Below are 22,002 nucleotides of genomic sequence, written 5' to 3' on the forward strand. Positions count from 1 at the left end.
GCAGGTGGTGCGGGTGTGCGGTCTGCGTCCCACCTCTCGGGTGTCTGCCCGGGTGCTCCGTCATTGCTTCGTCAACGCCCCTGTGGCGCTCAAACGTGTGGGCAACCGCGAATGGGGACTCCGTCCGCACACCCGCACCACCTGCCCCCGAAGTGATGGTCGAGTGCGCCTGCAGGAGTGCTCAGGCGTGTTTCAGTGCGATGGGTGGCAGCCCCGGGGCGCAGGCGCCATTCAGCTCAAGCAAAAAAGTCAGACGTTGAACTGCAACGCCGCCAGCCGCGCATACACCCCGCCCAGCGCCACCAGTTCGGCATGCGTGCCTTGTTCGACCAGACGCCCGTGGTCCAGCACCACGATGCGGTCGGCCTGCTGAACCGTGGCCAACCGGTGCGCGATCACCAGCGTCGTGCGGTCCTTCATTGCCGACTCCAGCGCCGCCTGCACCATGCGTTCGCTCTGCGCGTCCAGCGCACTGGTCGCTTCGTCGAGCAGCAGCAGCGGCGGGTTCTTGAGCATCGCGCGCGCGATCGCGATGCGCTGGCGCTGACCGCCCGAGAGACGCACGCCGCGTTCGCCCAGGAAGGTGTCGTAGCCCTCGGGCAGCCGGGTGATGAATTCTTCGGCGAAGGCAGCCCGCGCGGCGGCCCGCGCCTCGTCGTCGCTCGCGCCGGGCTTGCCGTAGCGGATGTTCTCCAGTGCGCTGCCCGAGAAGATCACCGGGTCCTGCGGCACGATGCCGATGCGCTGGCGCAGGTCGTGCAGTCCCATCTGCTGGACCGGCACACCGTCGAGCGAGATCGTTCCCGACGAGGGGTCGTACCAGCGCAGCAGCAGGCCGAACACCGTGGTCTTGCCGGCGCCGCTGGGGCCCACCAACGCGACGGTCTGGCCGGGCAGCACATCCAGCGACAGGTCGGTCAGCGCGGGCTGCGTGGGGCGCGACGGATAGTGGAAGCCCAGGCGCTCGAAGCGCAGCGCGCTGCCACCCTGAGGCCAGGCCACGGCGACGGGCTGTTCGGGCGACTGCACCGGCGAGGTCATCGCCAGCAGTTCCATCAGGCGTTCGCTCGCACCGGCCGCGCGCAGCAGGTCGCCGTAGACCTCGCCAAGCACCGCGACCGCGCCCGCGAAGATGATGATGTAGACCACGGTCTGGCCGAGGTGGCCGGCGGTGATCTCGCCGGCGATCACCGCCTGCGTGCCCTGGTACAGGCCCCAGAGCAGCAGGGCGGCCGTGCTGATGATGATGAAGGCCACCAGAGCGGAGCGGGCGCGGCTGCGGCGCACGGCGGTGCCGAAGGCGTTTTCGGTGGCGGCCGAGAAGCGGTCGGCTTCACGGTCTTCGCCGTTGTAGCTCTGCACGACCGGGATGGCGTTGAGCACTTCGGCCGCGATGGCGCTGGAGTCGGCCACGCGGTCCTGGCTGGCGCGCGAAAGACGGCGCACGCGGCGGCCGAACCACATGCTCGGCAGCACCACCAGCAGGATGATCAGCGCCACCTGCAGCATCACGTAGGGATTGGTCCAGACCAGCATCACCAGCGCGCCGATGCCGGTGACGGCGTTGCGCAGACCCATCGACATCGACGAGCCGACCACGGTCTGCACCAGGGTCGTGTCGGTGGTCAGGCGCGAGAGCACCTCGCCGGTCTGCGTGGTCTCGAAGAACTGCGGGCTCTGGCGCAGCACGTGGCTGTAGACCGCGTTGCGCAGGTCGGCGGTGACGCGCTCGCCCAGCCAGCTGACAAAGTAGAAGCGCGCCGCCGACGCCAGCCCCAGCACCACCGCCACGCCGAACAGCAGCACGAACTGGCCGCGCAGCGCCATTGCCTGCTCGCCGCGCAGACCGGGCACCAGCCCGCCGTCGATCAGACCGCGCAGGGCCATCGGGAACATCAGGGTCGCGCCCGCGGCCAGCAGCAGGAAGAGCACGGCCGTGGCGACCTGCCAGCGGTAGGGCCGCAGGAACGGCCAGAGGCCACCGAGGGAGGTGGGGCGGGTGCTGCGGGGGCGGTCGCTGCCGGTGGGGACGCTCATGGGGTGGGGGCGGGATAATCGCGGGTTTCTTGCCGTCGTGACAGAGCCGATGAACCTTTTACCACTTCGATCCCGTCTTCTGGGCCAGGCGTTCGCGCTTGCCTGCGTTTTCCTGACGGCCTGCGGCGGCTCGGCGGGCAACGACCACAGCGGTCCGGCACAGGCGCTCAGCCGCCAGGGCGGCCAGGCGCCGGCCGGCTCCAGCGACGGGCAGGCGACCATGGACGCCTGGGCGCGCTTCAACGCATCGGGTGCACCGCTGCCCGAAGCGTCGGAAGAGGAGGTGCTGGAAACCCGGACGGGCCACGCGGCCCGCCTGAACCGCAGCGAGCTCGACACCAAGCGGGCACAGGCGGTGCGGACCGGTGGTAGCCAGTTTTCTGGCCTGACGCGCAAGGCCTACACGGACCAGATACCGGTCTACCGCTTCTACAACGGCAGCACCGGGGCGCATTTCTTCACCGCCTCCGGGGCCGAGCGCGACCAGGTGATCGCCACCCTCCCGCAGTTCCAGTACGAAGGACAGGCCTTCGTGGTCAGCCGCAGCGCCCAGCCGGGGCTGTCGCCGGTGCACCGCTTCTACAACACCGCCCGCGGCGTGCACTTCTTCACCATCAGCGAGAGCGAGAAGGCCTACATCCAGGCCAATCTGCCGGCGTACCAGTACGAGGGCATTGCCTACCACGCCAGCGCCACGCCGGGCGCCGGGCTCAAGCCCCTGTTCCGCTTCTACCGGCTGGGCGCGAAGTCCCACTTCTACAGCGGCGACCTGGGCGAGCGCAACACGGTCGTCGAGAACCACTGCGACTACCGCTACGAGGGCACGGCCTACTACGTGATCGACCCGTCTGCCAGTGGCGTCGAGCCGCCCGCGCCGCACACCAACCGCACCGTGCTGCTGATCGGCGATTCGCTGACCCAGGGTTACGGCTACGGCGTGACCAACGAGTGGTTCTCTTTTGTGTCGCCGGGGCAGGTCTGGTCGCAGACGCTGGCGGCGGCGATCCCGGCGCGCACCGGCCACGGCTGCGACCGGCTGGTCGACGTGAGCCTGGGCGGCATGCAGACGCACCATGGCGTCGAGCGCCTCGGGGGCTGGCTGGACCGCTACTGGCCATCGCACATCATCCTGGCGCAGGGCACGAACGACGCCTGGCAGTCGGTGGACATGGACGAGATCCGCGGCAACCTGAACTGGATGGCGCAGGCCGGGCGCAACGCCGGCGCGCGGCTCTATGTCATGGACTTCCTGTTCTATCCGCGGGGCGACGACTACCAGCGCGAGCTGACGTCGACCTACCAGTGGGTGGCGGCGGCGAACGGGGCGGTGTACTTCAGCGCGACCGGACACCTGCCGCGCAGCGACACCTATTACTTCCCCGACGACGTGCACCTGCGCGACGCGGCGCAGCCGTCGATCATGGAAACGGTGTGGAGTGTGCTGCAGCCGTCGTTCTGAACCGGCGGTTCAGAGCGGGGCCTGGGGGCTGACCACCCGCGAGTGGACTGCCTCCAGATCGTGGATCAGACCGTCGATCTGTTCCATGAACTGGTCGCGGCTGGCGTGGGGATTGCGGGTGATCAGGGCGGTCGAGCGGTCGGCCAGATCGGATTCACCCGCCTGGCGGGCCCAGCGGCGCACTTCGCAATAGGCGAGCAGGGCCAGACGCCCCATGTCGCCGGTGCGGCGGGCGTGGACCATCTCCCCGAGGATGTCCTCAAGGCCGAGCTGCAGTGGAGCGATCAATGTTCCCATGTTGCAATGCAGCATTATCCGGAAAAAGCAACCGATTGCAACGCCGGAAGCGGCGACTTTAGGGTGGTCTCTCTTTTGCAGCGTGACGCAGACCGCATCCGGTGCTCAAAGCACCAGCCGCCGCGCGTAGCCGGTCATCTCCAGATAACCGCGGCCGACCCGCTTGCCGTTGCTGTCGATCAGGTCCGACAGGCCTTCCCAGTAGACCGTTCCGGTGCTGGACTGGCCGTCGAGTTCCTGCGCGTCGATCACCGCCTTGACGGTGTAGAAGTCGCCGGGCGTGCGCACCATCCATTCGACCGGGTAGCGCGCCCGCGTGCGCGGGCTGGTCCAGAAGCGCTGCGGCCGCCAGTCGAGTTCGCCGGGGTGGAAGCGGTAGAGGTCGTTCGGATCCTGCGCCCCGGACGCGGCGCGGAATGAGCCGCCGGCCCAGAGCGCGCTGCCATCTTTGCGGCGCAGCTGGAAGGCGGTGAGGCTGTGGCCGCTGTCCAGGTTCATACCGATCCAGTCCCAGCCCACCGCGTCGGGGTGCATCAGCGATTCGCTCCATTCGTGGTCCAGCCAGGCCGTGCCCTGCACCTCGAAACGCTGCCCCTGCAGGCCCAGCGTGCCGCGCACCGCCAGCTGCGGATGGCTCACGTAGAAGCTGGCCTGCGAGGTTTCGGGTCCCTTGCGCGAGAAGCCCCTGTCGCCCTGCAGCAGCCAGGTCTGCGTGGGTGTCGCGCTCAGGTCGATGTTCAGCGTGTCGCTGTGCGCGGTCGCGCTGTAGGCGCCACCGGTCTCGCGGCGCAGGCGCCAGTCGCGGATCGCGACGTGGGTGTCTTCGGTGCTGGCGAACACGGCGTTGTCGGTCTTGGGTGGCGGCGCGCCGTTCCAGCGGCCGATGCGCTGCTCGTGCCAGAGCCGCTGGCCTTGCACGTCGGTGATGGCGGCGTGCGCGAACACCAGTTGCCGCGCGGCGAGCCGGCTCTGCAATGCCTCGGTGCCGTCGACGCGGCTGCGGAAGAAGGTCAGCTGGAACCCGAATTCGCGGCCTTTCGCATCTTTGGCGTGACCGGTGAGGTACCACCACTCGGTGCGGGTGTCGTTGTGCGAACCATGGTCGCGCGGGAACACGAGGGTGCGCGGCGAAAGGGCTGGCGCATCGGCGGCCAGCGATGGCGCCAGCGGCGCGGCCAGGCCGGCGGCGATCAGCGCGCGGCGGGTCAGTCCATCCATCACCAGTCCTCCTTGACCGCCTGCACCGCGTCGCGGCCGGCGGCGGCGCGCCCGGCCAGCCAGGCCGTCACCGTGCCGGCCGCCACCACGGCGGCGCACAGCGCGAGCAGGCGCCCCCAGGGCAGGGCCAGCTCCATCGTCCAGTGAAAGCTCTGCGGGTTCACCACATGCACCAGCACCACGCTCACCGCCAACCCCAGCGCCAGGCCGGCGATCGCGCCGAGCACCGTCCAGGCCAGGCCTTCGAGCGCGACCACGCCGAGGATCTGCTGCCGCGTCAGCCCCAGGTGCGCCAGCAGGCCGAACTCCTTGCGCCGCGCCAGCACCTGCGCGCTGAAGCTGGCCGCGACGCCGAACAGACCGATGCCGATCGCCACCGCCTGCAGCCAGTAGGTGACCGCGAAGCTGCGGTCGAAGATGCGCAGCGAGATCGCGCGGATCTCGCCGGCCGAGGCGAACTCGATCAGGTCCTGCGCGCCGGCCGCCTGCGCCAGCGCGCGGATCGACGCGCGCACCGGGTCTTCCTCCGCACCCGCCGCCAGATGCAGCGCCAGGTCGTTGACCCGCGTGTCGCCCGAGAGCCGCACATAGTCGGCCAGGTCGATCACCACGCTGCCGTGCTGGCGCGCGTAGTCGCGCCACACGCCGGCGACGAAAAACCGCGTGCCGTCCGGCAGGCGCGCGAAGGCACCGGCCAGCGGGTCGAGCCAAGTGCCGGGACGGGCGCCATACAGATCCACCATGGCTTCGCTCACGTACACCGGCACCGCCTTCGTGCCAGCGGGCGGCAGGACGGCCGGCTCGACCAGCGGCAGATGCTGCCCCGGCACGCCAGCGTCGTCGTGCGCCAGCGGCCGCGCCAGCAGGGTCACCGCAGGCCGGGCCGGGTCGATCAGCACCGTGGTCGCGCGCAGCGGGTCGGCGCGTGCGATGCCCGGCAGGCGGCGCACGGCCGCCACGAAATCGGGCGGCAGGGTCTGGCCATCGCCCAGGCCGTTGCCGCCGCTGCGCACATAGAGCTGCGCAGGCAGCACGCCGTTGAGCCACTGGGTGACCGAGTCGCGGAAGCTCGCGACCATCACCGTCAGCGCGACCGACAGCGCCAGGCTGGCAACCACGCCGCTGGTGGCGACCGCCGCGGTGTCGCGCAGCCGCCGAGAGCGCTCGACCGCCAGCAGGGGCAGGGCATGGCGAGCCACGCGCGGCGCGATGCGGTCCAGCAGCACGCCCACGCCCAGCGGCAGCGCTGCGATGCCACCGACCAGCAGCAGACCCACCGAGACATAGGCCGCCAGCGGAATGCCGGCCACCGGGGGCGCCCAGGCGAGCGCGACCGCCAGCAGCATCAGCCCCAGGGCGATGCGGTGGTTGCGCTGACCATGGGCGCCCACGGGCCCGAGGCCCTTGAGCGCCAGCGCCGGCGCCATCGCCGCCGCCGCGCGTGCCGGCCACCAGCCACCGGCCAGCGCCGCCACCACACCGAGCGCGCCGTACATCAGGGCCGCGGGTGTGCTCCAGTGCAGCGTCGGCGCCACGCCGGAGAAATAGCCGCCGCCCAGATCACCCCCCAGCATCCGCAACGCCAGCGCCGCCAGCCCCGTGCCCAGCGCGATGCCGAGCACGCTGCCCAGCAGGCCCAGCAGCGCCGATTCGGCCAGCACTAGGCGCATGCGCTCGGGAGCGGAGAGGCCGAGCACACCCAGCAGCGCGATCTGCTGCTGGCGCCGCGCGACCGACAGCGAGAGCACCGAGAACACCAGGAAACCGCCGGTGAACAGGGCCACCAGCGCGAGCACGGTGAGGTTGACGCGGTAGGCGCGCGAGAGGTTGTCCGCGCGCTCGCCGTCCTGTCCGGGGCGCTGCGCGACCACCTGGGACGGCAGCGCGAGCGAGGCCAGCAGCGTGGCGGGATCGGTGCCGGGCCGCAGCCGCAGGTCGATGCGGCTGACCGTGCCCACCCGCTCCATCAGCTGCTGCGCCGCGGCCACGTCCATCACCAGCATCGGCGCGCCGGGCGCATTCACCGATCCGGCCACCCGCAGGTCCGTGAAACCCAGGCCCCGCTGCACCCGCAAGGTGTCGGGCGCCGCGGCGCCGCCCGACAGCGCCTCCCGCGCGGTGGCGTTCAGGTACACGGCGTCGGGCGCGAACAGGTCGAAGCGGTTGCGGTCGGCTTCACCGGCCGGCGCGGGCACCGGCATCAGCGCCGGTGAGACGGGCGCGACCGAGAGCGCATCGACCCCGACCAGGCGCACCGCGATCCGTTTTGCGCTTGCCGCTCCGGTGCTGGCCGAGGTGTTCAGCTCCAGCACCGGACTGGCCGCCGCGACGCCCGGCGCCTGCGCCACGCGCTCGACCAGCGCATCGTCCAGCCCGCCCTGGCGCGCGCGCAGCGACAGGTCCGGCTGCCCGTTGACCGCGCTGACCGCACCGGAAAACTCGGCCAGCGCCGAGGCATTGATCAGCTGCACCGACAGCGCCAGCGCCACGCCGAGCATCACCGCCGCCACCGCCGCGGCCGTCCGCCAGGGGTGGTGCCGCAGTTCCTGCCAGGAGAAGGTGCGTAGCAGCGCAAACATGGCGCGAGCTTAGCCCTTCCGTCCGAAGCCCATGTCTTTGCCATGGTAATAAGTGCCAGGGCTTTATTTGCCTAGGCATGTATAATTCACCGACCTCACCGGAATCCAGCATGTCTCCACCCGTCGAACCCGCCCGTTTCTACAGCGCCAAGACCTTCACCGCGGAAGAGAGCGTCGGCTTTCTCATCAAGCGCGTGATGCTCTCGATGAGCCAGCAGATCGACCGTCGCCTGGCCTCGCACGACCTGACCACGGCCCAGTGGAGCCCGCTGATGCGCCTGAAGAAGGATGGGCCGTCGACCGTGGCCGAGCTGGCGCGCTGCCAGGCGATGGACGCCGGCGCCATGACCCGGCTGCTGGACCGGCTGGAGAAGAAGGGCCTGTGCAAACGCACCCGCTCGGTCGAAGACCGCCGCGTGGTGCAGGTCGACCTCACCCCCGAAGGCCACGCCGCGCTGCGCAACGTGCCCGCGATGTTGTCCGAGGTGCTCAACCTGCACCTGGCCGGCTTCAGCGAAGACGAATGGAACACGCTGCGCCACCTGCTGCGCCGCATGGCCGAGAACGGCGAGAAGCTGCGCGAACCCAACTGAATGACCGAACCCACCATGAAGCTCCCTGTCCTGTTCCAACGACCCGCCACCGTGCTGTTGCCGGTGGCCGCTGCGGCGCTGATGGCCGCCTGTGCCAGCAGCAGCGGCATCGACGCCAAGGCGACCCGCCTCGACCCAGCCACCCTCGGCCTGGCGCCCGGCGCCGCCGATGCCGCCCCGGCGGTGCGTGCCCAGTGGTGGACCGGCCTTGGCGACGCAGCACTCGATGCGCTGGTTGACCGCGCCCTGACCGGCAACCCGAACCTGGGCGTGGCGCAGGCGCGGCTGGACCGCGCGGGCGCCGCGATCGCGGGGCAGGAAGCCGACGGCGGCGTGAAGCTTGGCTTCTCGGCCGACACCACCCGCCAGCACTTCAGCGCCAACAGCATCTACCCCGCGCCGCTGGGCGGCTCGACCCGCACGCTGGCCAATGCGCAGTTCGCGGGATCGTGGGAGTTCGATTTCTTCGGCCGCCACCGAGCGTCCATCGACGCCGCCGTCGGCGGCGCCCGTGCCGCCGAGGCCGAGCTGGCCGCGGCACGGCAACTGCTGGCCACGCAGGTGGTGCAGGCCTATGTGCAGCTCGCGCTGCTGCGCGACCAGCGCGTGGTCGCCGAGCGCGCGCTGCAGCAGCGCCAGGAGCTGCTGGGTCTGGTGCGCCAGCGCGTTTCGGCCGGGCTGGACACCAGGATCGAGCTGCGCCAGGGCGAAGGTGCCTTGCCCGACACGCGCCAGCAGATCGAACAGATCGACGAGAAGATCATCGCCACGCGCCTGGCGCTGGCCGCGCTGACCGCGCAGCCGCCCGCCGCGGTGTCCGGCCTCGCGCCCTCGCTGGCCGCACTCAAGCCGATCGCCCTGCCGCAGGCCGTGCCGGCCGATCTGCTGGGTCGCCGCGCCGACATCGCCGCCGCCCGCTGGCGCATCGAGTCGGCCACCCAGGGCGTGCGGGCCGCGAAGGCGCAGTTCTATCCCAACGTCAACCTCAACATCTTTGCCGGCCTGGCCAGCATCGGGCTGGACGAGCTGGTGAAGTCCGGCAGCCGGCAGTACGGCATCGGCCCGGCGATCCACCTGCCGATCTTCGACTCGGGCGCGCTGCGCGCCAACCTGGGCGTGCGCACGGCCGATCTCGACACCGCGGTGCAGACCTACAACGTCGCCGTGGTCGACGCGGTGCGCGAAACCGCCGACCAGCTCAACACGCTGCAGTCGGTCGCGCGCCAGCAGGCCGAACAGGTGCAGGCGCAGTCCGCCGCGGAGTCGGCCTACGACATCGCCCGCCAGCGTTACCGCGCCGGTCTCACCAGCCAGCTGGTGCTGATCCAGGCCGAGACGGCCGTGCTGGCCCAGCGCCGCCAGGCCCTCGAGCTGCAGGCCCGCGCACTGGCCGCGCAGGCCGCGCTGGCCCGCGCCCTCGGCGGCGGCTACGCGCCGCAGGCCTGAGACGCTCCGACTTTTCACGCACACACCGATCACCGATTTCCCTGGAGTCCGACATGACATCCCCCGCACAGAACAACAACCCCGCACCCTCCAGCGCCAACCCGGCGCGCAAGAAGGCCCTGGCCGCCGTGGCCGGCATCGTCGTCCTGGGCGGTGCCGCCTACGGCGCCTACTGGGCCCTGGTGCTCAACCACTTCGAGACCACCGACAACGCCTACGTGCAGGCCAACGTGGTGCAGGTGACGCCGCAGATCGGCGGCACCGTGCTGGCGATCCAGGCCGACGACACCGACCACGTCAAGGCCGGTCAGCCGCTGGTGCGCCTGGACCCCGCCGACACCAAGGTCGCGCTGGAGCAGGCCGAGGCGCAGCTGGCGCAGACCGTGCGTGAAGTGCGCACGCTGTACGCCAACAACCGCGTCTCGCAGGCACAGGTCGCGCTGCGCAGCGCCGACCTGACGCGCGCCAAGGCCGATCTGTCGCGCCTGCAGGAAGACGTCGACCGCCGCCAGCCGCTGGTGGCCACCGGCGCCGTGGGCCGCGAAGAATTCCAGCACGTCGCGTCGCAGCTGGTCGCCGCGCGCAGCACCGTGGCCGCGGCCGAATCGGCGCTGCAGGCGGCGCGCGAGCAGCAGCTCTCGGGCCAGTCGCTGACCGAAGGCACGACGCCCGAAGAACACCCCAACGTGCTGCGCGCCGCCGCCCGCGTGCGCGAGACCGCGCTCGCGATGCAGCGCACCGACCTGGTCTCGCCGGTGGACGGCTATGTGGCCCGCCGCAACGTGCAGCTGGGTCAGCGCGTGCAGGCCGGCGCACCGCTGATGTCGGTGATCTCGCTGGACCAGGTCTGGGTCGAGGCGAACTTCAAGGAAAGCCAGCTCGCCCGCCTGCGCCTGGAGCAGCCGGTCGAGCTGACCGCCGACGTCTATGGCAAGAAGGTGGTCTACCACGGTGTGATCGAAGGCCTGGGCGCCGGCACCGGTGCGGCGTTCGCGCTGCTGCCGGCGCAGAACGCCACCGGCAACTGGATCAAGGTGGTGCAACGCGTGCCGGTGCGTGTCAGGCTGGACGCCAAGGAGCTGGCCGAACACCCGCTGCGCGTGGGCCTGTCGATGGAAGCCAAGGTCGATGTCAGCCGCACCGAAGGCCGTGTGCTGTCGGACGCCTCGCGCCCGGCCGCTGCCATGCAGACCGCCGTGTTCGACCAGGACGCCGCGGCGGCCGATGCGCGCGTGAGCGGCATCATCGCCCGCAACCTGGGCATCAGCCCGGCCAAGGCCGCCGCGGCCCTGGCCCATGCGACCCAGGCACCGCGCACGGTGAGCGCGGCGCAACCTGCCGCCGCCACCCTGGCGCTGGCCCACTGACCGCGCTGAAAGCTCTCTGAGATGAACACCGACGCGATCAACGCCGCCGGGCCGGCGCGGCACACGCCCGCCCCGGCGGCACCGCCACCGCCGCCACCCGGCCGGGCGCCTGCCTTTGCGCCGCTGCAGGGCGGCCAGCTGGTGCTGGGCACCGTGGCCCTGTCGCTGGCCACCTTCATGAACGTGCTCGACACCTCGATCGCCAACGTGTCGATCCCGGCGATCGCGGGCGACATGGGCGTGAGCCCGTCGCAGGGCACCTGGGTCATCACCTCGTTCGCGGTCGCCAACGCGATCTCGGTGCCGCTGACCGGCTGGCTGACGCAGCGCTTCGGGCAGGTGCGCCTGTTCGTGATGAGCGTGCTGCTGTTCGTGGTGGCGTCCTGGCTGTGTGGTCTGGCGCCCAACATCGAGCTGCTGATCGCCTTCCGGGTGCTGCAGGGCCTGGTCGCCGGGCCGATGATCCCGCTGTCGCAGACCCTGCTGCTGGCCAGCTATCCACCCGCCAAGGCCGGAATGGCGATGGCGATGTGGGGCATGACGGTGCTGGTGGCGCCGGTGGCCGGTCCGTTGCTGGGCGGCTGGATCACCGACAACATCTCCTGGCCCTGGATCTTCTACATCAACATCCCGGTCGGCATCTTCGCCGCCGCGCTGACCTGGTCGATCTACCACAAGCGCGACCCGGGGCCGCGCCGCGTGCCGCTGGACGTGACCGGGCTGGTGCTGCTGGTGCTGTTCGTCGGCACGATGCAGATCATGATCGACAAGGGCAAGGAGCTCGACTGGTTCGAGTCGGGCGAGATCATCGCGCTCACGGTCGTGTCTGCAGTGAGCTTCCTGTTCTTCCTGGCCTGGGAGCTGACCGACAAGCACCCGATCGTCGACCTGCGCCTGTTCGCGCGCCGCAACTTCGTGACCGGCACGCTGTCGCTGTCGGTGGCCTACGGTCTGTTCTTCGGCAACGTGGTGCTGCTGCCGCTGTGGCTGCAGCAGTTCATGGGCTACACGGCGACCTGGGCCGGGCTGGCGACCGCGCCGGTCGGCCTGCTGGCCATCGTGCTCTCGCCCTGGGTGGGCAAGAACGTCAGCCGCATCGACCCGCGCAAGCTGGGCACGGTGGCCTTCGTGGGGTTTGGTCTGGTGCTCTGGATGCGCTCGCACTTCAACACCCAGGCCGACTTCATGACCATCCTGATCCCGACCCTGCTGCAGGGCGCGGCCATGGCCTTCTTCTTCATTCCGCTGCAGGCCATCGTGTTCTCGGGCCTGCCGCCGGAGCAGATGCCGTCGGCCGCCGGCCTGTCGAACTTCGTGCGCATCACGGCCGGCGCGGTGGGCACCTCGCTGTTCACCACCCTGTGGGAGAGCCGTGCGGCGATGCACCACGCGCACCTGGTCGAGGCCATCCACCCGGGCAGCCCGACCGCCATGGCGACGATCAGCCAGCTCATGGCGGGCGGCATGACGCGCGAGCAGGCACTCGCCAACATCGACCGGCTGGTGAACCAGCAGGCCTTCACGCTGGCGGTGACCGACCTGTTCTACCTGTCGTCGGCCTTGTTCTTCGTGCTGGTGCTGGTGATCTGGACCTCGCGGCCGGTGCGCGGGGCCGGTGGCGGCGGGGGCGGAGCCCACTGAAACGTGGACCCCCACGCTCCGCCGCTGCGCGGGTCGCTGCCCCCCGAGGGGGCGCGATTCGGCTTGGGGCGGCCCGGCATCGAATCCTCGCGCTGTCACCCCGTGCGAGCGGCCGGTTCTTCCTGTGGTCCAATAGGGGGTTTTCAACCAATCTCCCCCTGGAACCGACATGGGCAACAAACTCGTCACCGAAGCCGATCGCCGTGCAACCCCCCGTCCCACCGCCGCCAATGGCGTCGTGCTGCCGACCCCCGGTCGTGGTCAGCGCGTGAGCCTGGAGCGTGGTGTCGCCACCCGCACCAAGAAGAACCCCGGCAAGCGTTCGAAGAAGGGCGGCTGATCGCCGCGGGCCGGCCCACCGCCGGTCCTGAAAGATCCCTGCAAAGGCCCCGTTCCGGGGCCTTTTGCTTTGGGGGGCTGGCTCAGTGGCGGCGCAGGTGCAGGAAGCGGCCCTTGAAGGCGTCACCGTTTTCCAGCAGCCGCTCGGCCGATGCCATCGTCAGCCCGAAACCCAGCAGCGCCATCTCGCGCCCGAAGGCGCTGCGGTTGCCGCGGTCCGGGTCGACGATCAGCACCTCGGCCCCCAGCGCGGCGTGCTGGTCGATGAAGCGCGCGAGCTGGGCCGGCTGCTGGCGTTCGTAGAGTACGTCGCTGCCGATGATCAGGTCGAAGCGCCCCAGGCCGCTGGCGCCGTCGGCGTCGTCGACCGACCAGTTGCCGGCGTGCACTGGCAGCGGGCTCAGGCCGTTGGCCTGCAGGTTCTGCTGCAGAAAGTCGGCGGTCAGCGGGTGCCAGTCGCTGACCGTGATGTCGCCGCCGCGCCGGTGGATCACCAGGCTCGCCAGCGCCAGCCCGGCGCCGATCTCCAGGATGCGCTTGCCGGCGATGTCGTGGCTGTCCATCGCCAGCGCGAGCACGCGCGCCGACGGCCAGACCTGGCCGAACAGCGGCCAGCCCGAGGCGCCCATGCCGGTGTCTTCGGCCTCACCCTGCGGGTCGGCGTATTGCTGGTTGTCCAGAAGGGATCGGATGGCGTAGTCCCGGCCACCAATGGTGACGGTCTGGTGCCTGACCTGGTAACCGGGCATGGGCGAGGGCTCTCATGGTGAGCGTGGTGCAAATGGTTCTGATCGAACGGGCACACATCGCCACCGGGCGGACCGGGCAGGGCACATGCAGGGTCGAGGAGTTCCTCGGAGTCACCCGTGGGGTGACCCGACGACCATAACACGCGCCCTGACAGGGCGCGCTCTACAATTCAGCCCTTCACCGGGGGTGCCGGTCCCGCAAGGGCCGGCTGAGAAATACCCCTCTCACCTGATCTGGGTTGTGCCAGCGTAGGGAGCGTGACAAGCCGGTCCGCCGTTTGCCGTGGCCCGTCCTTCTCAGCCCCGAAGCGGGCGTTCTGACAAGGCGGCTTCACATGCAACGGCGTTTTTTTCTTTCGGCGCTTTTCTCCTTCTCTTCCCTGTCGGTCGCGGGCCTGGCCCAGGCGCAGTCGCCCATGCCGCTGCGGGTGCTGACCCACGCCTCGTTCGACCTGCCCAAGGACCTGCTGGCGCAGTTCGAGAAAGAAGCGGCGGTCACGCTGCAGATCGTCAAGGCCGGCGACGCGGGCGAGATGGTCAACAAGCTGATCCTCACCAAGTCCGCCCCCATCGCCGATGTGGCCTTCGGCATCGACAACACCCTGTTGCCGCGCGCGCTGTCGGCCGGCCTGGTCGACCCCTACACCGGCCCGGCCGCGCAGCGCAAGGCCGAGGTCGCGATGTCGGGCGGCGTGGTGCCGGTGGACTTCGGCTACGTCAACCTCAACATCGACAAGGCCTGGTTCGCCAAGGCGGGCCTGGCCCTGCCGGCTTCGCTGGACGATCTCGCCAAGCCGGCCTACGCCAAGCTGCTGGTGGTCGAAAACCCCGCGACCTCCAGCCCCGGCCAGGCCTTCCTGTTCGCCACCATCGCCGGCCTGGGCGAAGAGGGTGCGTTCACCTGGTGGGCCAAGGCCCGCGCGGGCGGCGTCAAGGTGGTCAAGGGCTGGAGCGAGGCCTACTACACCGAGTTCACCCGCAACGGCGGCACCCGCCCCATCGTGGTGAGCTACGCCAGCAGCCCGGCGGCCGAGGTGTTCTACAGCAAGGAAAAGATCACCGAGTCGCCGACCGCCAACCTGTTCCTCAAGGGCGGCGTGTTCCGCCAGGTCGAGGGCGTGGCCCTGGTCAAGGGCGGAAACCCCGCGGCGCGCGAGGCCGCCGGCCGCTTCATCGAATTCCTGCGCTCGGCGCCGGTGCAGCAGGCGCTGCAGACCTCGATGTGGATGTTCCCGGTCGAGGCCGGCGCGACGCGCGTCGACGTGATGAAGGCCCACGCCACCGAGCCGGCGAAGTTCGACAACCCGACGGCCGGGCGCATGGACGCGAATGCCAAGGCTTGGCAGCAGCGCTGGACGCAGACGGTCCTGAAGTGACCCCTGAATTCGGATGACCCCCCTGCGCCGCTTTGCGGCTTCTCCCCTGAAGGGGGGGCGCACCTGGTGGCCCGGCGAAGCCGGTTCCACGGGTGCCCTGGCCAAGGCCCTTCCGGCTCTGCCGCTCCTGTTTCTGTTGGTGATGCTGGTGGCGCCGGTGCTGCGGCTGCTGGCCGAGGGGCTGACGTCCGACGCCGAGGTGCGCTGGCTGGCGGTGTGGACCGATCCCTATCTGCGCTGGCGGGTGCTGTGGTCGCTGGCGCAGGCGGCGATCACCTGCGTGCTGGCGCTGCTGCTGGGGGTGCCCTGCGCCTGGGTGCTGGCGCGGCGCGTGTTTCCGGGCCGGACGCTGGCGTTGCGCCTGCTGATGCTGCCCTTCGTGGTGCCGACGCTGGTCGCGGCCATGGGTGTGCTGGCGCTCTGGGGGCCGCGTGGCCTGTTCGGGGCGCCGCTGGCGGCGGCGGGCATCGACCTGAGCGAGACGCCCTGGCTGCTGCTCTACGGCAACCTGTTCTTCAACCTCTGCCTCGTGGTGCGCGCGGGTGTCGACGCGCTGGGGCAGGTGAGCGCGCAGCGGCTCGCGGCAGCGCGCACGCTGGGCGCCACGCCCTGGCGCGCCTTCTGGCGCATCGAATGGCCGGCGATCGCGCCCTGGCTGGCGTCGGCGCTGTGCCTCGTGTTTCTCTACTGCTTCGCGGGCTTCGGCCTGGCCCTGATCCTGGGTGGGCAGCGCTACGCGACCGCCGAGGTCGAGATCTACACGCTCGTTGCCCACGAACTGGAACTGGGTCAGGCGGGTGTGCTCGCGGTCTGGACCATGGCGCTGACCGGTGCGGTGGCGCTGGCCTACGCCGGGCTGGAGCAGCGGCTGGCCACGCCCGCGCGCGTGACGCCGGTGCTGCCTCGCCCGCCGCAAGGTGCCGCGCAGTGGCTGGGCGTGGCCGGAGCGATGGCCTTGCTGGCGCTGGTGTGCGCGGCGCCGCTGGTGGCCATCGTGTGGCGCGCGGCCGTGTCGCTGTTGACCGGGCAGGGCTGGTCGGTGCTGCTGGAGGCCGACACGTTGGCCGCGCTGGGCAATACGCTGCGTTTCTCTCTGATGGCGTTGTTGCTGGCGACGGCGCTGGGTCTGGCGCATGCGCTGTCGGTGTCGGCGCGTGGGCATCTGTCGCTGGCCTGGCGGGCGGCGGCGTTTCTGCCTTTCGTGGTGTCGCCAGTCAGCGTGGCCTTTGGTCTGCTGCTGCGCTACCCGGGCTGGAGCGCGAGCCTGGCCATGCTGCTGGGTGCCTACGCGCTGCTGGCCTGGCCCTTCGTGTCCAAGTCGCTCACTGCCGCGCTCGACAGCCTGCCCGCGCACTACGCGCAGGCCGCGGCCTCGCTGGGTGCGCGACCCTGGCGCGTGTTCTGGCGCGTCACGCTGCCGCTGGTGGCGCCCGCGCTGCGGCGCGGCATGGCCTTTGCCGCCGCCACCGCGCTGGGCGAATTCGCCGTCACCCTGTTCCTCTCGCGCCCCGAGTGGTCCACGCTCACCACCCTGATCCACCAGCACCTGGGCCGGCCCGGCGCCGCCAACCTTGACGCCGCCTTCGTGCTGGCCGCGCTGCTGATGGCGCTGGCGCTGCTGGCCTTTGCGCTGATCGAAGGCCCTGCCTCGAAGGACAATGCCCGCCATGCTTGAACTGCGCGACATCCACAAACACTGGGAAGCCTCGCCCGAGTGGTCGCTGCTGGCCGGCGTGAGCCTGCGCGTCGGCGCGGGAGAAACGGTCGCGCTGCTCGGCGCCTCCGGCAGCGGCAAGAGCACCCTGCTCAAGATCGTGGCCGGGCTCGAAGCGCCCGAACGCGGCAGCGTCTGGTTCGACGGCGCCGACATCACCGCTCTGCCGCCCGAGCGGCGCGGCTTCGCGCTGATGTTCCAGGACTTCGCGCTGTTCCCGCACCTCAACGTGCGCGACAACGTCGCCTTCGGACCGATCGAGCAGGGCGTGCGCAAGGCCGAGGCCCGCGAACGCGCGCAGGCCATGCTTTCGCGCTTCGGCCTTGGCAATCATGGCGACGCCCGCGTCTGGACGCTGTCGGGCGGTGAACAGCAGCGCGTGGCGCTGGCACGCGCCCTCATCACGCAGCCGCGCGCGCTGCTGCTGGACGAGCCGTTTTCCGCGCTCGACGCCGCCCTGCGCGAACAGTTGCGTGCCGAGTTCCGCGAACGCATCACCGAAGCCGGCATGACCGCGATCCTGGTCACGCACGACGAGCAGGAAGCGCGCGCCATGGCGCAACACGCCTGGGCCTTGCGCGACGGAACGCTGGCCGCGCTGTGGTGAACCGCCTTGGGTGAGAATGGCTGTTCGTCATTCACACCACGGGAGTTCTTCATGGGCTGGTTTTCCAAAAGCACCGACGGCTTTTTTCTCTCCACCACCACGCCGCCCGACATCGCGCGCAACCAGTACGTGGGCGTGGTCAACGGCGAAGCCATCATCGGCGCCAACATCTTCCGCGACATGTTTTCCTCGGTCCGTGATGTGGTCGGCGGCCGGGCCGGCGGCTATGAGCGTGCGCTGTCGGGCGCGCGCGATGCGGCGCTCGAAGGCCTGGTCGAAGCGGCGAAAGAACTGGGCGCCAACGGCGTCATCGGCATCGACTTCGATTACGAAGTCATGGGCGAGGCCAACGGAATGATGATGGTGGCCGTGAGTGGGACGGCGGTGAAGCTGGGCTGAGGCGCTGGGCGATGAACCCGAGCAAAGTCTCGCGCGACCGGCTGGTCCACCTGACCGATCTGCCCAATGTCGGCAAGGCCTGTGCGCGGGACCTTGAGCGCTTGGGTGTTCACAAACCGACCGATCTGGTCGGCCGTGACCCTCATGCAATGTACGAGCGCTTGTGCTTGCTCACGGGCACACGCCAAGATCCTTGTGTGCTGGACACGCTGGTCTCCGTGGTCCGCTTCATGCAGGGCGACGACGCACGACCGTGGTGGCACTACAGCGCGGAGCGGAAGAGGGCCTCAGCCCCCACGCAATGCCCTTAGCAGCTTCATTCCTCCCCGCCCATTGACCTCCTGCCCCAGCCGCGCCTGCTCGATGCGGATGGCGGCGCGGCTCTTGTCGCCGAGCATGCCGTCGACTTCACCGATCTCGTGACCGCGCAGCACCAGCAGGCCCTGCAGTTCGCGGCGTTCGACGCGAGAGAGACCGGGGTCGTCGGTGGGCCAGGGAGTGACGAACGGGCCGGCGCCGCGCAGGCGGTCGCTCAGGTGGGCGATCGCCAGGCCGTAGCTTTCGGCGGCGTTGTAGCTGTAGATCGCGTCGAAGTTCCTGAACACCAGGAAGGCCGGGCCTTGCGGGCCTGACGGCGTCATCAGGCCGGCGCTGCCGAGGCTGGCGGGCAGCGCCGAGCCGTCGGCCTTGCGCACACCGCGCGCGGTCCATTCGCTGATCGGGCGCTTGCTGCGCCGCCCTTCGTCGGCCGTGCTGAACCCGGCGGGAAGTTTCACTTCGAAGCCCCAGGGCTGGCCGCTTTGCCAGCCGGCCTTCGAGAGGAAGTTGGCGGTGGAGGCGAGCGCGTCGGCGGTGTTGTCCATCAGGTCGCGCCTGCCGTCGCCGTCGCCGTCGACCGCGAGGCGCTCGAAGGTGGTGGGCATGAACTGGGTGTGGCCGAAGGCGCCGGCCCAGGAGCCGACCAGGCGCTCGGGCGCGATGTGGCCGGCCTGCAGGATGCGCATGGCCGAGTACAGCTCGCCGCGGAAAAAGGCCTGGCGCCGGCCGATGCACGAGAGCGTGCCCAGTGCCTGCACCAGCGGGTACTTGCCCAGGCTCTGGCCGAAGTTGCTTTCCACGCCCCAGACGGCGACCACGGTCGCGGGCTCGACGCCGAAGCGCTGCTGCATGCGTTCGAGCACGGCCGCGTGCTGCTGCAGCATGGCCTGGCCCTGCTGCACGCGCTCGTCGTCGACCAGGCCGCTGAGGTAGTCCCAGATCGGCATCTGGAACTCGGGCTGGTAGTTGAGCTTGTCGATCACGCTCATGTCGGGCACCAGGCCGCGCGTGAGCGTGCGGAAGGTGGTTTCGGAGACGCCGGCCGCGCGGGCCTCGCCCTGCAGGCTGTCGATGCAGCGGCCGAAGTCGGGTGGGGCGGTTTGCGCAACCACGGGCAGTGAGATCGCCAGAGCGGCGGCACAGAGGATGGGTTTCAGGTGATGCATGGGGAAAAGGCTTGACCGTTCGGAGCGCGTGACCATTCAAGCAGCAGCCGCAGAACCGGCTTTGCCGGGCTGCTGGCTGCGCCCCCTCGGGGGGTGACGCGAAGCGGCGCGGGGGGAGTTCATTTCAGGCGGCCCATGTGCTGCCGTGCTCTGGCACAAGCGCACGCCAGCCCAGCTCGTGTTCGATGCGCTGACGCAGCGCGTCGGAGGCGGCCATGTCGCCGTGCGTGACGAACACGCGGTGCGGCGCCGAGGGTGAGGCGCGCAGCCAGTCCATCAGCTGGCTGGCGTCGGCGTGGGCCGAGGCGGAGGCCAGTTGCACGACCTCGGCGCGGATGGGGATGTCCTGGCCGTGGATGCGGACCGATGGGCTGCCGCTGGCCATGGTGGCGCCGCGGGTGCCGGGCGACTGGTAGCCGGTGAGCAGCACCATGTTGCGGTGGTTGCCCAGGTGCAGGGCGAGGTGGTGCAGCACGCGGCCGCCGGTGGCCATGCCGCTGGCCGACAGGATGATCTTGGGACCGTGCTGCTGGGCGATGGCCTTGGACTGTTCGACCGAGGTCACCATCTGCGCGGCGTGCTCCATGTCGCGGCATTGCGCGGCATTCAGCCGGTGCTCGCCGAGGTGGCGCGAGAACAGGCCGGTGGTGTGCACGGCCATCGGGCTGTCGAGGTAGATGGGCAGTGAGTGCGGCAGGTCGCCATGTGCCTTGAGCTGCGCAATCGCGTGCAGCAGGGCCTGCGCGCGGCCGACGGCGAACACGGGGACCACGGCGGTGCCACCGCGCGCCGCGACGCGCTGCAGCGCGGGCGCCAGCTCGGCCAGCACGTCTTCTTCCGGATGCTCGCGGTCGCCGTAGGTCGACTCGATCACCACCACGTCGGCGGCCGGGGGGCTTTCGGGCGGCTTCATCAGCAGGTCGTCGGGCCGGCCGAGGTCGCCCGAGAACAGGATGCGCTTGCCGCCCACTTCCAGCAGCAGGCTGGCCGCGCCGAGGATGTGGCCCGCGCCGGTGAAGCGCGCGGTCCAGCCGTGCAGAGGCTCGAAGGCCTTGCCCATCGGCACGGTGTGCATCAGCTTCAGGCAGCGCAGCGCGTCTTCTTCGGTGTAGAGCGGCAGCGCCGGCGCATGTTTGGAAAAACCCTTGCGGTTGGCGAAGTTGGCGTCTTCTTCCTGGATGTGGCCGCTGTCGGGCAACAGGATCTGCGCGAGGTCGCGCGTGGCCGCCGTGGACCAGACCTTGCCATGAAAGCCTTCCTTGGCCAGCAACGGCAGGTAGCCGCTGTGGTCGAGGTGGGCGTGCGTCAGCAGCACGGCGCCGATGTGGTTGGGCAGCACCGGCAGCGGGTCGCGGTTGCGCAGGCGCAGCTGCTTGAAGCCCTGGAACAGGCCGCAGTCGACCAGCAGGCTCTGGCCCTCGTGCTCGACCAGGTACTTGGAGCCGGTGACGGTGCCGGCGCCGCCGAGGAAGCGGATGTGGACGTTCATGCGGGTCATGTTACCCGCGCCCACCCGGAGAACCTCCGCCAAGGTCCATGGGGCATGGACCAGATTGCTAAGTTGATTTGGTAATAAACAAGTGAAAACGTATTCGTTCCGGTTTTGACGACCGGCTTTCATGATCCGCTCCGTTGTTCCCTTTCCCCGGAGAAATTCATGCAAACCCGCCGCCGCTTCCAACTCGCCCTGCTCGCCGCCAGCCTCGTGACCGCCGCCGGCGCTGCCCTGGCCCAGACCGCACCGGTCACCCTGCTTAACGTGTCCTACGACCCGACGCGCGAGCTCTACGTCGAATACAACGCCGCCTTCGCCAAGTACTGGAAGGCCAAGTCCGGCCAGGACGTGACCATCAAGCAGAGCCACGGCGGCTCGGGCAAGCAGGCCCGCTCCATCATCGACGGCCTGGACGCCGACGTCGCCACCCTGGCCCTGGCCGGTGACACCGACGCCCTGAACGCCAACGGCGGCTGGATTCCCAAGGACTGGCAGAAGCGCCTGCCGCACAACAGCACGCCCTACGCCTCGACCATCATCCTGGCCGTGCGCGAAGGCAACCCCAAGGGCATCAAGGACTGGGACGACCTGATCCGCCCCGACGTCAAGGTCATCACGCCCAACCCCAAGACCTCGGGCGGCGCCCGCTGGAACTACCTGGCCGCCTGGGAATTCGCCAAGCGCAAGTACGGTGGCGACGCCAAGGCCAAGGAATTCGTGGCCAAGCTGTTCGGCAACGTGCCCGTGCTCGACACCGGCGCCCGCGGCTCGACCATCACCTTCGCCCAGCGCAACCAGGGTGACGTGCTGGTCGCCTGGGAGAACGAGGCCTACCTGCTGGAGAAGGAGTTCAACGCCAAGTTCGACGTGGTCTACCCCTCGATCTCCATCCTGGCCGAGCCGGCTGTGACCGTGGTCGACAAGAACGTCGACAAGAAGGGCACGCGCGCCGTCGCCACCGCCTACCTCGAATACCTGTATTCCGAAGAAGGCCAGGACATCATCGGCAAGAACTTCTACCGCCCGGTCATCTCGGCCAAGGCCCAGGCCAAGTACGCCAAGCAGTTCCCCAAGCTGAACCTGTTCAAGATCGACGAAGCCTTCGGCGGCTGGGACAAGGCGGCCAAGGACCACTTCGCCGACGGCGCCTCGTTCGACCAGATCTACACCAAGAAATAAGCCGGCGCGGGTCCGGCCGGACC

19 protein-coding genes and 1 riboswitch are annotated in these 22,002 nt (G+C 70.0%); of the genes, 12 read left to right on the top strand and 7 right to left on the bottom strand.

Annotated features, from left to right (window positions below; translation table 11 throughout):
* Nucleotides 1-249 precede the first annotated feature (249 nt).
* Complete coding sequence (locus ACS5NL_RS03305; RefSeq protein ID WP_439352162.1) at nt 250-2,037, bottom strand: ABC transporter transmembrane domain-containing protein; 1,788 nt, start codon at nt 2,035-2,037, stop codon at nt 250-252.
* Between the two features lie 49 nt (nt 2,038-2,086).
* Here ACS5NL_RS03305 and ACS5NL_RS03310 point away from each other — a divergent pair, with 49 nt between their 5' ends.
* The gene (locus ACS5NL_RS03310) at nt 2,087-3,496 is read left to right on the top strand and encodes a GDSL-type esterase/lipase family protein (RefSeq protein ID WP_439352163.1); all 1,410 of its coding nucleotides are present in this window, start codon (nt 2,087-2,089) and stop codon (nt 3,494-3,496) included.
* A 9-nt stretch (nt 3,497-3,505) separates the two neighbouring features.
* Here the strand turns inward: ACS5NL_RS03310 and ACS5NL_RS03315 are convergent, their stop codons facing one another.
* The 3 genes from ACS5NL_RS03315 to ACS5NL_RS03325 form a co-directional block, all read right to left on the bottom strand.
* Complete coding sequence (locus ACS5NL_RS03315; RefSeq protein WP_439352164.1) at nt 3,506-3,793, bottom strand: hypothetical protein; 288 nt, start codon at nt 3,791-3,793, stop codon at nt 3,506-3,508.
* A 105-nt stretch (nt 3,794-3,898) separates the two neighbouring features.
* A complete protein-coding gene (locus ACS5NL_RS03320; RefSeq protein WP_439352165.1) occupies nt 3,899-5,011 on the bottom strand; it encodes a lipocalin-like domain-containing protein in 1,113 nt (370 codons plus the stop codon).
* Nucleotides 5,011-7,590, bottom strand: coding sequence for an FtsX-like permease family protein (locus ACS5NL_RS03325; RefSeq protein WP_439352166.1), 2,580 nt, complete (start codon nt 7,588-7,590; stop codon nt 5,011-5,013). Before ACS5NL_RS03325 ends, ACS5NL_RS03320 begins: the two co-directional genes overlap by 1 nt.
* A 110-nt stretch (nt 7,591-7,700) precedes the next feature.
* On the opposite strand from ACS5NL_RS03325, the gene ACS5NL_RS03330 reads away from it, so the two are divergent.
* From ACS5NL_RS03330 to ACS5NL_RS03350, 5 genes are all read left to right on the top strand, one after another.
* Nucleotides 7,701-8,183 carry a MarR family winged helix-turn-helix transcriptional regulator gene (locus ACS5NL_RS03330; protein WP_439352167.1) on the top strand — a complete coding sequence of 161 codons (483 nt, stop codon included), beginning with the start codon at nt 7,701-7,703 and terminating at the stop codon, nt 8,181-8,183.
* Between the two features lie 15 nt (nt 8,184-8,198).
* Nucleotides 8,199-9,629 (top strand): efflux transporter outer membrane subunit, encoded by a 1,431-nt coding sequence (locus tag ACS5NL_RS03335; protein ID WP_439352168.1) that lies wholly within the window; start codon nt 8,199-8,201, stop codon nt 9,627-9,629.
* 53 nt (nt 9,630-9,682) lie between these two features.
* Complete coding sequence (locus ACS5NL_RS03340; protein WP_439352169.1) at nt 9,683-10,996, top strand: HlyD family secretion protein; 1,314 nt, start codon at nt 9,683-9,685, stop codon at nt 10,994-10,996.
* Between the two features lie 21 nt (nt 10,997-11,017).
* Nucleotides 11,018-12,637: a DHA2 family efflux MFS transporter permease subunit gene (locus tag ACS5NL_RS03345; RefSeq protein ID WP_439352170.1), complete on the top strand. Its 1,620-nt coding sequence runs from the start codon at nt 11,018-11,020 to the stop codon at nt 12,635-12,637.
* A 169-nt stretch (nt 12,638-12,806) separates the two neighbouring features.
* Nucleotides 12,807-12,977 (top strand): hypothetical protein, encoded by a 171-nt coding sequence (locus ACS5NL_RS03350; protein ID WP_439352171.1) that lies wholly within the window; start codon nt 12,807-12,809, stop codon nt 12,975-12,977.
* An 82-nt stretch (nt 12,978-13,059) separates the two neighbouring features.
* Here ACS5NL_RS03350 and ACS5NL_RS03355 read toward each other — a convergent pair whose 3' ends face one another.
* Nucleotides 13,060-13,725, bottom strand: a complete 666-nt coding sequence (locus tag ACS5NL_RS03355) for a class I SAM-dependent methyltransferase (protein ID WP_439352172.1) — start codon at nt 13,723-13,725, stop codon at nt 13,060-13,062.
* A 173-nt stretch (nt 13,726-13,898) separates the two neighbouring features.
* A riboswitch (TPP riboswitch) is annotated at nt 13,899-13,999 on the top strand.
* A 61-nt stretch (nt 14,000-14,060) separates the two neighbouring features.
* Between ACS5NL_RS03355 and ACS5NL_RS03360 the strand changes: the two genes are divergently transcribed.
* From ACS5NL_RS03360 to ACS5NL_RS03380, 5 genes are read left to right on the top strand one after another with little or no spacing between them, the layout of a single operon-like run.
* The gene (locus ACS5NL_RS03360) at nt 14,061-15,101 is read left to right on the top strand and encodes a thiamine ABC transporter substrate-binding protein (RefSeq protein ID WP_439352173.1); all 1,041 of its coding nucleotides are present in this window, start codon (nt 14,061-14,063) and stop codon (nt 15,099-15,101) included.
* Between the two features lie 13 nt (nt 15,102-15,114).
* Nucleotides 15,115-16,776, top strand: a complete 1,662-nt coding sequence (locus ACS5NL_RS03365) for an ABC transporter permease (protein ID WP_439352174.1) — start codon at nt 15,115-15,117, stop codon at nt 16,774-16,776.
* Nucleotides 16,769-17,422 carry an ABC transporter ATP-binding protein gene (locus ACS5NL_RS03370; protein WP_439352175.1) on the top strand — a complete coding sequence of 218 codons (654 nt, stop codon included), beginning with the start codon at nt 16,769-16,771 and terminating at the stop codon, nt 17,420-17,422. The genes ACS5NL_RS03365 and ACS5NL_RS03370 overlap by 8 nt, the downstream gene beginning before the upstream one ends.
* A gap of 51 nt (nt 17,423-17,473) precedes the next feature.
* Complete coding sequence (locus ACS5NL_RS03375) at nt 17,474-17,821, top strand: heavy metal-binding domain-containing protein (protein ID WP_439352176.1); 348 nt, start codon at nt 17,474-17,476, stop codon at nt 17,819-17,821.
* A gap of 11 nt (nt 17,822-17,832) precedes the next feature.
* Entirely contained in the window at nt 17,833-18,132 is a 300-nt protein-coding gene (locus ACS5NL_RS03380) for a helix-hairpin-helix domain-containing protein (protein ID WP_439352177.1), read from the top strand.
* Here ACS5NL_RS03380 and ACS5NL_RS03385 read toward each other — a convergent pair.
* Complete coding sequence (locus ACS5NL_RS03385) at nt 18,109-19,305, bottom strand: lytic murein transglycosylase (RefSeq protein ID WP_439352178.1); 1,197 nt, start codon at nt 19,303-19,305, stop codon at nt 18,109-18,111. The two genes, ACS5NL_RS03380 and ACS5NL_RS03385, sit on opposite strands and share 24 nt — an antisense overlap.
* 124 nt (nt 19,306-19,429) lie before the next feature.
* The gene (locus ACS5NL_RS03390; RefSeq protein ID WP_439352179.1) at nt 19,430-20,794 is read right to left on the bottom strand and encodes an MBL fold metallo-hydrolase RNA specificity domain-containing protein; all 1,365 of its coding nucleotides are present in this window, start codon (nt 20,792-20,794) and stop codon (nt 19,430-19,432) included.
* A gap of 168 nt (nt 20,795-20,962) precedes the next feature.
* On the opposite strand from ACS5NL_RS03390, the gene ACS5NL_RS03395 reads away from it, so the two are divergent.
* Nucleotides 20,963-21,979: a sulfate ABC transporter substrate-binding protein gene (locus ACS5NL_RS03395; RefSeq protein WP_439352180.1), complete on the top strand. Its 1,017-nt coding sequence runs from the start codon at nt 20,963-20,965 to the stop codon at nt 21,977-21,979.
* Nucleotides 21,980-22,002 lie beyond the last annotated feature (23 nt).

The organism is Hydrogenophaga sedimenti (assembly GCF_051857515.1).
Taxonomy (GTDB): domain Bacteria; phylum Pseudomonadota; class Gammaproteobacteria; order Burkholderiales; family Burkholderiaceae_C; genus Hydrogenophaga.